General features: G+C 44.4%; 11 protein-coding genes. 7 read left to right on the forward strand and 4 right to left on the reverse strand.

Annotated elements, in window-relative coordinates; all coding sequences use genetic code 11:
* Positions 1 to 10 precede the first annotated feature (10 nt).
* From KDM92_RS14045 to KDM92_RS14075, 7 genes are all read left to right on the forward strand, one after another.
* Positions 11 to 424: an HIT family protein gene (locus KDM92_RS14045; protein WP_212685077.1), complete on the forward strand. Its 414-nt coding sequence runs from the start codon at positions 11 to 13 to the stop codon at positions 422 to 424.
* 158 nt (positions 425 to 582) lie between these two features.
* Complete coding sequence (locus KDM92_RS14050; protein WP_212685078.1) at positions 583 to 1014, forward strand: gamma-butyrobetaine hydroxylase family protein; 432 nt, start codon at positions 583 to 585, stop codon at positions 1012 to 1014.
* Between the two features lie 171 nt (positions 1015 to 1185).
* Positions 1186 to 1944 carry a bifunctional demethylmenaquinone methyltransferase/2-methoxy-6-polyprenyl-1,4-benzoquinol methylase UbiE gene (gene ubiE / locus KDM92_RS14055; RefSeq protein WP_212685079.1) on the forward strand — a complete coding sequence of 253 codons (759 nt, stop codon included), beginning with the start codon at positions 1186 to 1188 and terminating at the stop codon, positions 1942 to 1944.
* Positions 1945 to 2077: 133 nt separating this feature from the next.
* Complete coding sequence (locus KDM92_RS14060) at positions 2078 to 3058, forward strand: Tim44 domain-containing protein (RefSeq protein ID WP_212685080.1); 981 nt, start codon at positions 2078 to 2080, stop codon at positions 3056 to 3058.
* A gap of 161 nt (positions 3059 to 3219) precedes the next feature.
* Positions 3220 to 3816 carry a ubiquinone biosynthesis accessory factor UbiJ gene (locus tag KDM92_RS14065; RefSeq protein ID WP_212685081.1) on the forward strand — a complete coding sequence of 199 codons (597 nt, stop codon included), beginning with the start codon at positions 3220 to 3222 and terminating at the stop codon, positions 3814 to 3816.
* On the forward strand, positions 3813 to 5384 hold the full coding sequence (ubiB, locus tag KDM92_RS14070; RefSeq protein WP_212685082.1) for a ubiquinone biosynthesis regulatory protein kinase UbiB: 1572 nt from the start codon (positions 3813 to 3815) through the stop codon (positions 5382 to 5384). The genes KDM92_RS14065 and ubiB overlap by 4 nt, the downstream gene beginning before the upstream one ends.
* On the forward strand, positions 5381 to 6004 hold the full coding sequence (locus KDM92_RS14075; RefSeq protein ID WP_212685083.1) for a methyltransferase domain-containing protein: 624 nt from the start codon (positions 5381 to 5383) through the stop codon (positions 6002 to 6004). Before ubiB ends, KDM92_RS14075 begins: the two co-directional genes overlap by 4 nt.
* A 108-nt stretch (positions 6005 to 6112) precedes the next feature.
* On the opposite strand, the gene KDM92_RS14080 is transcribed toward KDM92_RS14075, so the two are convergent.
* The 4 genes from KDM92_RS14080 to kynU form a co-directional block, all read right to left on the reverse strand.
* On the reverse strand, positions 6113 to 8212 hold the full coding sequence (locus KDM92_RS14080) for a M13 family metallopeptidase (protein WP_212685084.1): 2100 nt from the start codon (positions 8210 to 8212) through the stop codon (positions 6113 to 6115).
* A gap of 256 nt (positions 8213 to 8468) precedes the next feature.
* Positions 8469 to 11309 (reverse strand): TonB-dependent receptor plug domain-containing protein, encoded by a 2841-nt coding sequence (locus tag KDM92_RS14085; protein WP_212685085.1) that lies wholly within the window; start codon positions 11307 to 11309, stop codon positions 8469 to 8471.
* 857 nt (positions 11310 to 12166) lie between these two features.
* A complete protein-coding gene (gene kynA / locus KDM92_RS14090) occupies positions 12167 to 13024 on the reverse strand; it encodes a tryptophan 2,3-dioxygenase (protein ID WP_212685086.1) in 858 nt (285 codons plus the stop codon).
* 71 nt (positions 13025 to 13095) lie between these two features.
* The gene (kynU, locus tag KDM92_RS14095; RefSeq protein ID WP_212685087.1) at positions 13096 to 14352 is read right to left on the reverse strand and encodes a kynureninase; all 1257 of its coding nucleotides are present in this window, start codon (positions 14350 to 14352) and stop codon (positions 13096 to 13098) included.
* Positions 14353 to 14411 lie beyond the last annotated feature (59 nt).

The raw sequence follows: 14411 nt of genomic DNA on the forward strand, positions 1-14411 counted from the left end.
GGTGAGATCCATGCAATGTGAATTATGTGAAGTAGATGGCGGCGAGCTGATCGTGAAGACCGAAAAATTTCGCGTCGTCTTAATCGACGACGCGAACTACCCCGGATTTTGTCGGGTGATCTGGAATGCGCATGTGAAAGAAATGACAGACTTAGCTATCCCTGATCGCTCCGTCATGATGCAAGCGGTGTGCAAAGTTGAACAGGCGATTCGTGATGTGATGCAGCCGCATAAAATCAATTTGGCTAGCTTAGGCAATATGGTGCCGCATCTGCACTGGCATGTGATTCCACGCTATCTTGATGATGCGCATTTTCCGAATCCTGTGTGGGCGGCGACGGATAGAACTTCCGCCGAAGTAGAGGCCAAACGAGCTTTGCTACCCGCATTGCGTGATGTTATACGACGCGAATTTGCGACTTAATTAATATTGGAAAAATATTAGGTGTCGCTCCTGCGAAGGCAGGAGCCCAGTGGCGTAGCTTGATTAACTCAAGACACTGGATTCCCGCTAAAAGCATGCGGGAATGACAGTAATCGCGCCTGCAGTCGACTAAAACAATTCCCTATCGAATAAAAAACATGAACCAACTGCCTCCACCCATCTCCCACAAAGTCCAACCCACCGCACTTAACGCCAGAACGGTCTCACGTTTGCTAGAAATCGAATTCGATGACGGCAAGCGTTTTGAATTGCCATTTGAATTGATGCGAGTGTATTCGCCATCTGCTGAAGTACGTGGCCATGGTGAAGGACAAGAGGTTTTACAAATCGGTAAGCGCTTGGTCAGTATCACCGGCATAGAGCCAGTCGGCAATTACGCGATTAAGCCAATTTTTACTGATGATCACAGTACGGGTATCTTTACCTGGGAATACCTGTATTGGCTAGGCACACATCAATCAGTATTGTGGCAAGACTATTTGGCACGCCTACAAGCTGCTGGTTTTGCGGGTGAAACAGGGCGTGACGCGCTTCCCGCACCTAAAACTGGACCGAAATGCGGTTCATAGGTAATTTTTCGAAATTTCTACCGCAGAAATATTGACCTAAGTCCGAGTCGGATTCCCGATTCGGCTCTATAATCCCGCCTGTCGATTTCTAGTAACGCCGTTTCAGTCTCGTCGACAAGTCTGAAGCAAGGCGTAGAAATCCTAATCTTTCATTCTCTGCAGAGTACCAAGATGAGCGAGCAAGTAAATAAAACGGATGGGACGACTACCCATTTCGGTTACACCACGGTGGCTGAAGAAGAAAAAGTCCATAAAGTAGCGGAAGTTTTTCATTCGGTCGCTGCCAAATATGATGTGATGAATGACTTGATGTCCGCCGGTTTGCACCGTATTTGGAAAATTTTTACGATTGCCCAAGCAGGCGTACGTCCTGGATTTAGAGTTTTGGACATCGCTGGTGGAACTGGCGACTTGGCCAAAGAATTTGTTAAGCAAGCCGGTAAAACGGGCGAAGTTTGGCATACCGATATCAATGAGTCGATGTTGCGCGTTGGTCGTGATCGTCTCTTGAATAAAGGTTTGATTACCCCAACTTTGTTGTGCGATGCGGAGAAGTTACCGTTTCCAGATAATTATTTTGATCGCGTCAGTGTCGCCTTTGGTTTGCGCAATATGACGCATAAAGATCAGGCTTTGGCTGAAATGCGTCGCGTATTAAAACCGGGTGGAAAATTGCTGGTGCTGGAGTTTTCTAAAGTGCCGGAAGTTCTGCAAAAGCCGTATGACTTGTATTCGTTTAAAGTTTTACCTTGGTTAGGACAAAAAATTGCGAATGATGCAGATAGTTATCGTTATTTAGCAGAATCGATACGCATGCATCCTGATCAAGAAACACTTAAAGGCATGATGCAAGATGCTGGTTTGGAACGCGTGCAATATTTTAATTTGACCGCGGGTGTGGCGGCGTTACACACAGGGATTAAGCTATGAGCAGTCAATTCTAAGGAGTTGGATGTTTAGATTAGAGAATTTGAAGTAATAAGATTGCTTGAGCTTAGCTCAGCTCATTGCAGTTCATATGAAGGCAGTTTGTATTTTGTTTGCAGTATAAAAGGAGATTTGCATGAAACATATTTTATTGAGTATCGCATTGCTATTCGGTACGACAACCATGATCGTTGCCGACGCTGAAGCACAGCGTATGGGTAAAAAAGGTTCATTTGGTCGTCAATCAAATAACGTGACACAAAAAGCGCCAGCAGCAAATACTGCCAATCCTGCACAAGCAGCAAAACCTGGTGCCCCAAATGCAGCAACTCCAGCTGTTCCACCTAAGCCATCAATGCCTTGGAAAGGTATTATTGGCGGTTTGATTGGTGGCGCGTTGTTGGCTGGTTTGTTCTCGTCTTTAGGCATGGGCGGCGCATTGGCAAGTGCTTTAGGTTCTATTTTGACTTTTGCGGCGATCGGCTTTTTGGTTTTCATGGCGTACCGCTTCTTCACGCGTAAAAAAGCAGGGAATACAGCTGCTTCTGCGCCTAGTATGTTTAATCAACAACCTGCATATGCTGGTGTGCCGAACAATAATGCTTTGCCAGAAATTGGTTCACGTATTGATCCAGTGCAGCAACACGCACCAGCGACCGCATATACATCGACTACACCAGCTGGTACAGCAAATTTGAACACTACAGGTTCTGCACCAGCGGCAAATCAAGGCAACTGGACAATTCCAGCTGATTTTGATGTGACAGGCTTTTTGCGTCATGCAAAATCTAACTATATTCGTTTGCAAGCGGCATGGGATCGTGGCGATATTAACGACATTCGTGAATTTACTTCACCAGAAATGTTTGCAGAAATGAAGTTAGAGTTACAAGACCGTGGCAACGCAAAAAATGAAACCGATGTGGTGACATTGGATGCTGAGTTGTTAGGTATTGAGACACAAGCTTATGATTATGTTGCTAGCGTCAAGTTCTCTGGCATGATCAAAGAAGGTGGTGCGACGAATCCAGAAGCGTTTGCTGAAGTTTGGAATTTGGCAAAACCGATTAATGGCCAATCTGGTTGGTTGTTGGCGGGTATTCAGCAGTTGAATTAATTTTATTGTTGATTTTATCGATTATCGGTACTGCCTTGCCTTCGGACAAACTTGTATCGGATTACAGCTTCTCAAATGCGCTAGATTGAAGGTCTTTTGAGGGTTTGCTGTTAAACTAAGAGCCGCGCATGATGTCATGCGCGGTTTTTTATTTGATGCTTATGATTGCCACTCCTTTTATTCTGTTTGTTAATCACTTGTTGGCGCAAGAGCCCTGGGCTGCGGCACGCTTACAAAAGCACGCCGGCAAGACAGCCTGTATTGACGTTGAACTTTTTCAGCTGCGCGTAACAATTGGCGTTGATGGCTTATTGCAATCGGCTGAAGCCGCTAGTTCGTCATCGGTAGATCAAGTAGTGTTACGAATCAAACCCGCTGATTTGGCTTTGATCGCGCAGAATCGTGAGCGTGCTGTGTCATACGTAAAAATCGAGGGCGATGCCGATTTTGCCAATACCTTGTCCCAATTAAGCCAAGATCTGCGCTGGGAAGTGGAAGATGATTTGAGTAAATTATTCGGCGACGTCGCTGCGGTACGGTTGGTGGCAGCAGGTAAAGGCGTCGTTGAAAGTGCGAAACGCACCCATCAACATTTGCAAGAAAATTTTGCAGAATATTTTTTAGAAGAAAATCCCATGTTGGTTAGACCGCAAGCAGTGCGTGCGTTTGGCGAGCAAGTGAACAAAACGCGTGATGATGTAGAGCGTATGATGAAGCGCTTAGAAAGATTAGAAAAAATGAAGGTAACCAAGCAATGATTTTAAATTCTTTACGCTTGTTTAAAATTATTCGCATCGTATTGAAATACGGTATCGACGAAATTGCGATGTCGGGGTTACGTATTCCACGTACGGCAAAACTGATTAAGACATTGCTTTTCTGGCGCGATTTGTCGGCACCTCGTGGCGAACGTTTGCGTAAATCCTTAGAGGAACTTGGTCCAATTTTTGTGAAGTTTGGTCAGGTGCTGTCAACGCGGCGTGACTTAATGCCACCTGATATCGCGAATGAATTGGCCTTGTTACAAGATCGCGTTCCATCCTTTGATCCAGATTTGGCAGTGGCGCAAATTACTAAATCTTTGGGCGCACATCCTGATCAATTATTTGCCAGTTTTGAACGTGTGCCAGTGGCTTCCGCTTCGATCGCGCAAGTGCATTTTGCGACGCTCAAAGATGGTCGCGAAGCCGCGGTCAAAGTCTTGCGTCCAGGGATGAAGGACACGATAGATCGCGACGTCGCTTTGATGAAAATTGCCGCCGGTTGGTTAGAGTTTTTGTGGGCAGATGGAAAGCGCTTGAAAGCCAAAGAGGTAGTTGGTGAATTCGATAAATATCTTCACGATGAATTGGATTTGATGCGTGAAGCAGCGAATGGTAGTCAGTTGCGTCGTAATTTTGCTGATTCTGATTTGTTGATCGTACCTGAAATGTATTGGGATTATTGCTCACCATCGGTGATTGTGATGGAGCGAATGAAAGGTATTCCGATTTCGCAAACCGATAAGCTGTTGGAAGCAGGTGTAGATTTAGCGAAATTGTCACGTGATGGTGTGACGATATTTTTCACACAAATTTTCCGCGATGGTTTTTTTCACGCTGACATGCATCCGGGGAATATCTTGGTATCTGTCGAGTCTGCTACTTTAGGACGTTATATTGCGCTTGATTTTGGTATTGTTGGTACGCTCAATGATTATGATAAAGATTATCTCTCACAGAACTTTTTAGCATTCTTCCGACGTGATTACAAACGTGTCGCGGAAGCGCATATTGAGTCTGGCTGGGCACCTAAAGAAACGCGTGTTGACGAACTGGAAGCCGCGGTGCGTGCTTGTTGTGAGCCTATCTTTGATCGACCGCTCAAAGATATCTCGTTTGGTCAGGTCTTATTGCGTTTGTTCCAAACTTCTCGTCGTTTCAATGTCGAGGTTCAACCTCAGTTAGTTCTGCTACAAAAGACTTTATTGAATATTGAGGGTTTAGGCCGTCAACTCGATCCCGATCTTGATCTTTGGAAAACCGCAAAGCCATATCTTGAACGCTGGATGAGTGAGCAAGTTGGTTGGCGTGGATTAGTAGATAAACTGCGCGCTGAAGCACCACGTTACAGTCATATCTTTCCACAGCTGCCACGTCTTGCACACCAAGCTTTAACTCGTGCAGCAGAGGGTGGGAATAACGACGCATTGTTGGCGAGTTTGATCGCCGAACAACGTGCGACGAACTCATTGTTGCGTGCGATTATTTATATTGGTGTGGGCATATTGGTCGGTGTGGTTTTAGCGTTTTCTTATATTAATTTCTTTATGATTCCGGTGGTATGACGGCGCAATTTTCTAGTCGAGATCCGAATCATCCAACCTTTTGGGATGAGCGTTTTGCGCAAGGATTTACACCATGGAATTTTGCAGCAGTACCTCAGGCATTACGTGATTTTGTCGGTGCCTTTCAGCGAACGGAGAGTTCAACGCCAAACTGTTTGATCCCCGGTTGTGGACATGCCAATGAGTTAGGTTTTTTGTGTGAGTCCGGTTGGCAAGTTACGGCGATAGATTTTTCTGCTGCCGCAGTGCAAGCTGCGAAATCGCAAGTAGAACCGTGGTCTGCGCAGGTGCAACAAGCTGATTTTTTTGAATTTACACCGGCAGGACCTTTGGATTTGATTTATGAGCGTGCGTTTTTCTGTGCTTTGCCGCCAGCGATACGTGAAGCGGTAGTGCGGCGCTGGGCAGAATTGTTACCGTCGGGCGCAAAATTGATAGGCTACTTTTTGTTAGATGAGACGGAGAGCATTAGTAAAAAAGGACCACCGTTTCTTACCTCGGTTAAAGAGTTTGCTGGTTTAATGTCGCCTTATTTTGAGTGCATAGAGAATGTCAAAGTTAGTGACTCTTTGGCTGTTTTCGAGGGCAAAGAGCATTGGCAGGTTTGGCGACGAATTTGATTTCGTGTTGATAGTAAAATAAAAAAGCGGATAAATTTATCCGCTTTCTTCTTTAAGATAGCGCCAAGTTTAATTGGCGCTTATCAGAACATACGAATCGGAATATGCTTACCAGACTCGAATACGCTTGTCCGGTGCCACATACATCTTATCGCCTTCTTTCACATCAAATGCTTGATAGAACTCAGGCATATTGGTCAAAGGGCCATTTGCACGGAACATACCTGGCGCATGCGAATCGGTCGCCAGCAAACGAATGGTTTCTTTGTCGCGCGCTTTGCCACGCCACACTTGCGCCCAACCCATAAAGACACGTTGATTACCAGTGTAACCGTCAATCACAGGCGGCTTCTTACCCTTTAACGACAATTGATATGCTTTATAAGCGATAGACAAGCCCGCGTTATCGCCAATATTTTCACCCAAAGTCAATTTACCATTTACCTTATGACCTTCTATAGGGCTGTAGTTACCGTACTGTGCAACCAAGGCATCGGTTACTTTTCCAAAGTTGGCTTTGTCTTCGGCAGTCCACCAATCGCGTAAGTTACCATCGCCATCGGATTGGCTACCAGAGTCGTCGAAACCGTGGCCAATTTCATGACCGATGACTGCACCAATACCACCATAGTTAACCGCGTCATCCGCCTCAGGGTTGAAGAATGGTGGCATCAAGATCGCTGCAGGGAAGACGATTTCATTTTGACGTGAGTTGTAATAGGCATTCACCGTTTGTGGACTCATACCCCATTCGCTACGATCAACTGGTTTGCCGAGCTTGTCGACTTGACGTTGATACGCAAATGCACGACCAGCTTTGATATTGCCGATTAAATCGCCTTTAACTATCGTCAATTTACTGTAATCGCGCCATTTATCTGGGTAACCAATTTTTGGCGTGAATTTAGATAATTTTGTCAGCGCCTCTTTCTTAGTTGCTTCGCCCATCCACGGTAAGGTCTCGATACTTTGCTTATAGGCGATCAGCAAATTGTTGACGAGCACTTGCATACGCGCTTTGTTTTCAGCAGGGAAGTGTTTTGCAACATAGAGTTGACCCAAGGCCTCGGACAGGCTTTCTTCTACGCGGCTAACACCACGCTTCCAGCGTGGTTGGTTTTGCGGGATGCCGCGCAATGTGCCGTTTGAGAAAGCAAAATCTTGATCAACAAAGCGCCTACTCAAGTAAGGAGCGTAGGCATTGAGTACACGCCAGTTAAAGTAAGCTTGCCAGGTTTCCACTGGAGTATCTTGAATCAGTTTGCTTAAGCCTGTTAAATAGCTTGGTTGGCGCACGATCACAGAATCTGTTTTGCCACCTGTACCCATATTGGCAAAATATTGGTTCCAATCGAATCCTGATAACAAGTCGCCGAGTTTGGCGATCTCTACTTTGTTATAGGTTTTTACTGGATTACGATTTTCTACATTGCTCCATTGGATTTTTGCGATTTCTGTTTCAAATGCCAAAATGGCCGCGGCAGCTTGTTGCGCATTGTTGATGCCCGCCATCGTCAGCATTTTTTCGACGTGCGCAACATAAGCATCTCTTATCGATTTAAATTTAGCATCGTCTTGTTTAAGGTAGTAATCACGATCCGGCAGACTTAAACCGCCTTGATTGACTGTCACAGTGTACTTTGAAGAATCTTTCGCATCTTGCGTAACACCCGATCCAATCGGGGTCCCAACGCTAATTCTCGCTAAGTATGCAAGCATCGGTGCTAGATCTGCTTTATCTTTGAATTGTTGAATACGCGCAAAGTCAGCTTGCAATGGTTTGATATCTAGCGTTTCTAAGTGCGCTTCATCCATGAAGCTATTGTAAAGATCAGCAATTTTTTGTTCATTGCTACCAGGCTTTAATTCAGTTTGTGTCGCCAAATTTTGAATGATGGTAGCCGATTGTTTTGCAGACATTTCTGCTAATTGGTCAAAGGCACCGTAACGGCCGCGATCTGCTGGAATTTCTACCGTGTCCAACCATTTTCCTGACATAAAGCGGAAAAAGTCGTCTTGTGGACGTACGCTTTTATCTATCCATTGTAGGTCGATACCAGATTGTAATTTTTTCGCAGATGCTTTGTTTTTGCTTGCTTGATTTTGTACTTTTTTTGTTTCTGTTGGCATGGCTTGGGAGCCAGTTTGTGCATATACCGAAGATGCAAATAAGCTTGAAATAATGGCGACTAAGATACGATTTCGCATGGGTTCCTCTTTCTTTGTTTTAGTAAGTGTCGAAGTCATCGCTATTCATCAAGGAATGAACGATGCTCTTGAAATGTGACGCAATTCAGACCGAATGGCTCGCTCATAGTTCCCATTTTCTTATGCTATTTGGGTGATATATCGCTGTCTGAACCATGGTCTTGATGATTGCAATGATAGACGCCAAAAATGCAAAAGCCCCAGAATAAATCTGGGGCTTTTGCGTGTTGCTACTTCAGTTTTTTGATTCGTTAGATTAGAACTTCAAGTTGCCAACTACGTAGAATTGACGACCCAATGGATCTGTGTAACGACCATCGTAACCTAATTGGTTACCACCACCTTCAATACGTTGAGAGAATGGAGGATCTTGGTTAAGCAAGTTTTTGATACCGCCAGTGATCGTCAAGTTTTTGCTGAAGATAACTTTTGATTGCAGATCTAATGTGTAGTAAGCCTTCACATTACGTGTCACGCCTGTGTAGTCTCCCGGCGTACCGTCAGCATTCAAGAAGCGAACTGCGCCGTCATCAGCAGTAATGACTGAATCTTTGTAGCCTGAGCGATAGCCAATCGTTGCGGTATGTGTGTAACGATCTGATGGTTTCCAGTTTGCTGCCAAACGTGAAATCACACGGAAAGTAACATCATTGTACTTGTTGAACTTGCCAACACCTTTTTCGATTGGATCACCTTTTACACCAGAATCCAAATCCGCTTTCAACATGTAAGTACCTGTCCAGTTGAAGGACAATTTACCGTAGCCAGCAGGGATCGCTGCGCGATATGTGTGATCCCAATCAATACCTTGGAATTGTGCTTTAGCCAAGTTGAATGGTGTCAAGGTTGCTGCAATAACGTCTTGCTTTTGAATTGGATCAGCATATGCAGAGAACAATGCTGCATATTTTACTGGGTTCAAGAACACTTCGCTTTGTGACAATGTCTTGATCTGATCTTTCAACTGAACATTCCAGAAGTCGAAGCCCATAGACAAGCTTTGTACTGGTTCAACACGGAAGCCCAAAGTCCATTGAGTTGATTTCTCTGGTTTCAATGCAGTTGAACCTGTGCTTGAGTTACCACCTGTTAACAAGTTGTACTCTGCTGTACCTGTGCACAGTGGCAACAATGGGCCAGATGTAATTGGGCATGGGAAGAAGTTAGATGAACCACCGTTTGCAATCGGTTGAGTGATATTCAACATTGTCGGTGCTTTGAAGCCAGTACCATAAGATGCACGTAACAAAACGGAATCTGTTGGACGGAACGCAGCAGCTAATTTATAAGTTGCGGAACTTTGTTTTGTACCTTGAGTTGCTGGTGACAACAAATTGCCTTGATCATCAAAGTTCTTTGCGTTTTTGACTGCATCATAGCTGTCGTAACGTGCTGCAGCTGTCAAATCAAAGTTTTTCGCAACAGGCAAGAACATTTCTGCGAACGCACCCCAGCTGTTACGTGAGCTGTCAACTGGTAAAGCACCAGTGCCGCCACCAACGTTAACGTCTGTCCAATTTGGTTGTTGCTTGTTAGGACCTTGTGCAATTGCACTTGGATTAGAAACAAAAGTTTGTTTCATGAAGTCTGTACCCAAGCCTAAACTTGCACCGCCACCTGCTAATGTAAATAAGTCTGTTTTGGATGCGCGCAAATTAACTACGTTAATTTGTGAAGTTGAAACATCTAAAACTTGTTTTAACACTGCAGGAGCTAATGCTGCTTTTGATGCTGCTGTTGGTGCAGTAAATGGATTCCATGCCCCAGATTTAATTAAGGCATCCAGCTTTTCACCACTTGTGTAGCCAGCATATGCAGAGTCAATTGCTTTGTTTTCGGAGAATACGTAAGAAGCTGTGTAATCCCAGTTCTTAAATGTGCCTTCGAAACCGGTTGCTAAATGTTTGGATTCTGTTTTCCAGTCATCAGTACGACGACCTGCATCAACCAAACGCAAAGTCATTGATGCGCGTGTCACTTTAGTTGGATCACCACCTTGTTTGATCAAAGCTGGTGCAACAGTGTTTTTCCACAGTGCGCTGTTCAGATCAATACCCAATGGTTGTGCTGGAGGTGCGTAAGCAGCGCGACTAGTGAACTTAGTCATCATACCTTCAGCGAAGAATTTCAAATTGTCATTGATATTGACATTGACGTTCGCCAAAAAGTTATCGCGTTTTAACTCTGGCAATAACTGTACAGTTGCACCGTAGTTAAACAAGCAGCGTGTACCAACTTTAAAAGTATTTTCTGCTGGGCATGTGCCATTCGTCGCCAAATACGGGTTGAAGTTGGCAACGGTACCGCCAGTTAAGTTCACATTACCTGGGATGGAGTTACTACTCAACATGTACATTGTGTAGTCTTTGCCATTGTGTTTAAACGGTGTCACACCACCTTTTGCGGAGAATGCGCGATCAGATGCATTCAATTCGGCTTGTTCGTCATGGCTATATGCTAACAAGATATTGTAGCCATCAGTATTCAAGTCACCCCATCCTTTGGATAAGGCGAAGTTCGTTGTTTTACCTTTGGAGGATTCTTGCGGTGTGCTGTAAGTGAATTCGATGTTGTAATCTTTTTGGTTTTTCTTCAAAACGAAGTTAACCACACCAGCAATCGCATCTGAACCGTACAACGCAGACGCACCGTCAGTTAGAATCTCAACGCGCTCAACTGCTGACAACGGAATATTTGCCAAGTTGACTGTAGAACCTGTAGTAAATGGCGCAACGCGGCGACCATTTAATAAAACCAAAGTATAGCCATCGCCAATACCGTGGATAGATGCTGTTTGTGTTCCACCACCACCACCGTTAATAGATGTAGAGGAAGTAACGAAACCTTGCATGGAAGGTAAAGACGCGATCAAATCTGCAGCAGTATTTGCACCAGATTGTTCGATTTGTGCTTTAGACAAAGTTTGAATTGGCAATGCGCCTTCAACAGCAATACGCTTAATTGAAGAACCAGTAATTTCGATACGCTGTGGTGTCGCATCTTGTGCGAATGCTGGTTGTGCAAGCATACCAGCTCCCATTGCGACGCCACCAATAAACATCAGGCGTACAGAACGGGATAAGATCTTTTCTACCATGTTAACTTCCTCCAGTTAATGAACAACAAAACGAGTTTTTGAAACTTTTCTTGGGTGTAGGACTTGTTTGAAATGCATCTCGTGCTGAATGTTGAATTAAAAAGCAAGGTTTTCGTTGTGCATTTGATAAAATCCCATTAGTTTTTATTTTTATCAAATCACTACGTACACAACTCGAACTATTTCTATTTAATTAACATGAGAAAAACATTCATTTGCGATGAGACCATTCCACACGCTTGAGTGTCAAGCTGGCAAATTCATCAATATTTTTAGATCTGGATTGTTTAGATGCAGTCCAATTCCATACCAATCGTGATGGAAGTAGGAAATTTTATTTTTATTAAATTAACATCTTGATCGCATTACGTTGTTTAATTTTCTGGTGGATTTATCGCTTTTTAGGCGGATTTTCGTGTTTTCAGACTTGTATAGACGTGTTCCGAGCATCTAAATTGCTTTGTGCCAACTCAATTTCTTGCATGAAATCGAATGTGAATCGCAACTCTATCTACCAAATATTCTTAAATATATTTACCCAGAAAATCTTATTGAAACATCTGTGCAGTGCGGCATTTTTGCAACATTGAAGCATGCTTAAATATATTAATCGAGCCCAGCCTGGCTTTTGCGGCAACTGTCTATTGCCAATAATTAATCGCAAAAATTCGATTAATGTGTACTGATTCACATTGAATTGATGATTTTTTGGATGGAAGGAGTGAGAGGATATTGCTAGCAATGATAAAGCTAGTAACAATGACTAAAGATAGAACGAAGCTAGATTATTAACTAAGCTTCGTTCTATCTTTATTTAGTCTTTGGGGTTTCTTAGCTAAATGAGAAGAAATGCGGCTTTATAGTTCGGTTCGTATCGAGAACAGCTCTGGAAACAACACGACATCAAGCATTTTGCGCAAATAGCTGACACCAGCGGTACCGCCTGTGCCAGTTTTAAATCCAATGATACGTTCCACCGTCGTGACATGGCGGAAGCGCCAAATGCGGAAGGAGGTTTCCATATCCACCAGTTTTTCCGCTAGTTCATAAAATGCCCAGTGCTGCTCGGGCGCTTGATAGACTTGTTGCCAAGCTAGTTTAACCGAATCATTGGCAACCACAGTCTTGGTCCAGTCTAGCTGCAAGCGCGCGGGATCGATTTGAAAACCGTTACGTGCCATGTACATAATGGTTTCATCATAAATCGACGGTGAATTTAAGGCCGCTTCTAAGCTAGCATGTGCTTCTGGTGCTTTTTCATGCACTTGCAGCAAGGTCGCATTTTTATTTCCCAGCAAATATTCTAGTTCGCGGTATTGATGTGATTGAAAACCCGATGAATTGCCAAGGTAGGGGCGAATCGCAGTGTATTCGCTTGGTGTCATGGTTGCCAGCACGTCCCATGCATGAACTAGCTGATCCATGATACGCGCTACGCGTGACAGCATTTTGAATGCAGGCGGCAGCTCACCTAGACGGATTTGTTGTCGTACAGCGTGCAATTCATGCAGCATCAATTTGATCCATAACTCACTCGTTTGATGCTGGATGATGAAAAGCATTTCATTGTGGTTTGGTGATAAGGGATGTTGCGCTGATAGGATTTGATTGAGGCCGAGATAATCTCCATAGCTCATATCTTTGCTGAAATCGAGTTTGGCACCATGCCAAGACATCGGACATTTGTTCTCATTTTGTGTGTGATCTGTCGTCATAAATATCTCTTGATTGTTTGGATGATTGCTTGGTGATTCACTTAATTAAGGCACTAAAATGAGTCACTAGATTAAGTCACCGCATTACGTTGTATGTTGGTGTTATAACTGCGTGAGTCGAGAATGTCGCGCAGAATTTCGACTGCGATCCAAACGTCTGTATAACTGGTGTAAAGCGGAGTAAAGCCAAAGCGCATAATGCCTGGCTCACGATAATCGCCAACAACACCGCGTTCAATTAGCGCTTGAATCACCGCGTAAGCATGTTGATGTGTAAAACTGACATGGCTGCCGCGTTGTGCATGTTCACGCGGCGTTACCAATTCGAGTTGATGTTGCGCACAGCGTGTTTCTACTAATTGAATAAATAAATCGGTTAATGCCAAGGATTTTTGGCGCACGCTTGCCATCGATGTCTTGGCGAACACTTGCAAACCAGATTCGATCATTGCGAGGGACACGATAGGCTGTGTGCCACAAAGTGCGCGGCGTATGTCTGGCGTGACGGTAAATGATGGGAGCATCGCAAATGGTGCAGCATGTCCCCACCAACCCGTTAGCGGATGATGAAAATCAGCTTGATGTCGTTTCGGTACCCAAATAAAAGCCGGCGCACCTGGACCTCCATTTAAATATTTGTAACAACAGCCCACCGCGAAATCAGCGTTTGCTTGTTGTAGATTGACCTCAACTGCGCCTGCCGAATGGGCGAGATCCCACAAACATAGTGCGCCATGTGCGTGTGCCATCGCCGTGACTGCCGCCATATCATGTAAGGCGCCACTACGATAATTCACATGCGTAAGCATGACTAAGGCGGTATCTTGGTTGATGGCCTTGCTCAATTCTTCAGCTGAGTCGATTAAATGCAGGCGATAGCCACGATCTAACCATTGCGTTAATCCCTCTGCCATATAGATATCGGTCGGAAAATTGCTGCGCTCTGTGACGATAACTTTGCGTGTGTTGGCATCCGCTTTCTTGGACTGTATGTTCAAAACTGCGGCGATCGCTTTAAATAGATTAATTGAGGTCGAGTCGGTTATCACCACTTCATCTGCATCCGCACCGATGAGCGGTGCAAGCAAGTTGCCCAAGCGCGAAGGCAGATCAAACCAGCCCGCCTTGTTCCAACTCTTGATCAGGTCGTTGCCCCATTCTTCTTGAATTACTTGCTGTGCTCGTTGAAAGGCGACTTTCGGTTGTGCACCGAGCGAATTACCATCAAGGTAGATCATGCCCGCGGGAAGATTAAATTCCTCACGTAATGCAGCCAGTGGATCGTTTTGGTCAAGCGTTTTGCAATATAGTTGGTCAATGCTAGTCATAGGGTTTTATATGAATAATGAATGGGCTAAGGCAACGATAGGAAATACAGTAGAGCTTA

Origin of the sequence: Affinundibacterium baiyunense, assembly GCF_018139645.1 — a bacterium.
Taxonomy (GTDB): domain Bacteria; phylum Pseudomonadota; class Gammaproteobacteria; order Burkholderiales; family Burkholderiaceae_D; genus Undibacterium; species Undibacterium baiyunense.

Bases quoted from the DNA above. Each gene is read 5' to 3' on its own strand.
- KDM92_RS14045 (WP_212685077.1), top strand. From the start codon at position 11: ATGCAATGTGAATTATGTGAAGTAGATGGCGGCGAGCTGATCGTGAAG.
- KDM92_RS14050 (WP_212685078.1), top strand. From the start codon at position 583: ATGAACCAACTGCCTCCACCCATCTCCCACAAAGTCCAACCCACCGCA.
- ubiE (WP_212685079.1), top strand. From the start codon at position 1,186: ATGAGCGAGCAAGTAAATAAAACGGATGGGACGACTACCCATTTCGGT.
- KDM92_RS14060 (WP_212685080.1), top strand. From the start codon at position 2,078: ATGAAACATATTTTATTGAGTATCGCATTGCTATTCGGTACGACAACC.
- KDM92_RS14065 (WP_212685081.1), top strand. From the start codon at position 3,220: ATGATTGCCACTCCTTTTATTCTGTTTGTTAATCACTTGTTGGCGCAA.
- ubiB (WP_212685082.1), top strand. From the start codon at position 3,813: ATGATTTTAAATTCTTTACGCTTGTTTAAAATTATTCGCATCGTATTG.
- KDM92_RS14075 (WP_212685083.1), top strand. From the start codon at position 5,381: ATGACGGCGCAATTTTCTAGTCGAGATCCGAATCATCCAACCTTTTGG.
- KDM92_RS14080 (WP_212685084.1), bottom strand. From the start codon at position 8,212: ATGCGAAATCGTATCTTAGTCGCCATTATTTCAAGCTTATTTGCATCT.
- KDM92_RS14085 (WP_212685085.1), bottom strand. From the start codon at position 11,309: ATGGTAGAAAAGATCTTATCCCGTTCTGTACGCCTGATGTTTATTGGT.
- kynA (WP_212685086.1), bottom strand. From the start codon at position 13,024: ATGACGACAGATCACACACAAAATGAGAACAAATGTCCGATGTCTTGG.
- kynU (WP_212685087.1), bottom strand. From the start codon at position 14,352: ATGACTAGCATTGACCAACTATATTGCAAAACGCTTGACCAAAACGAT.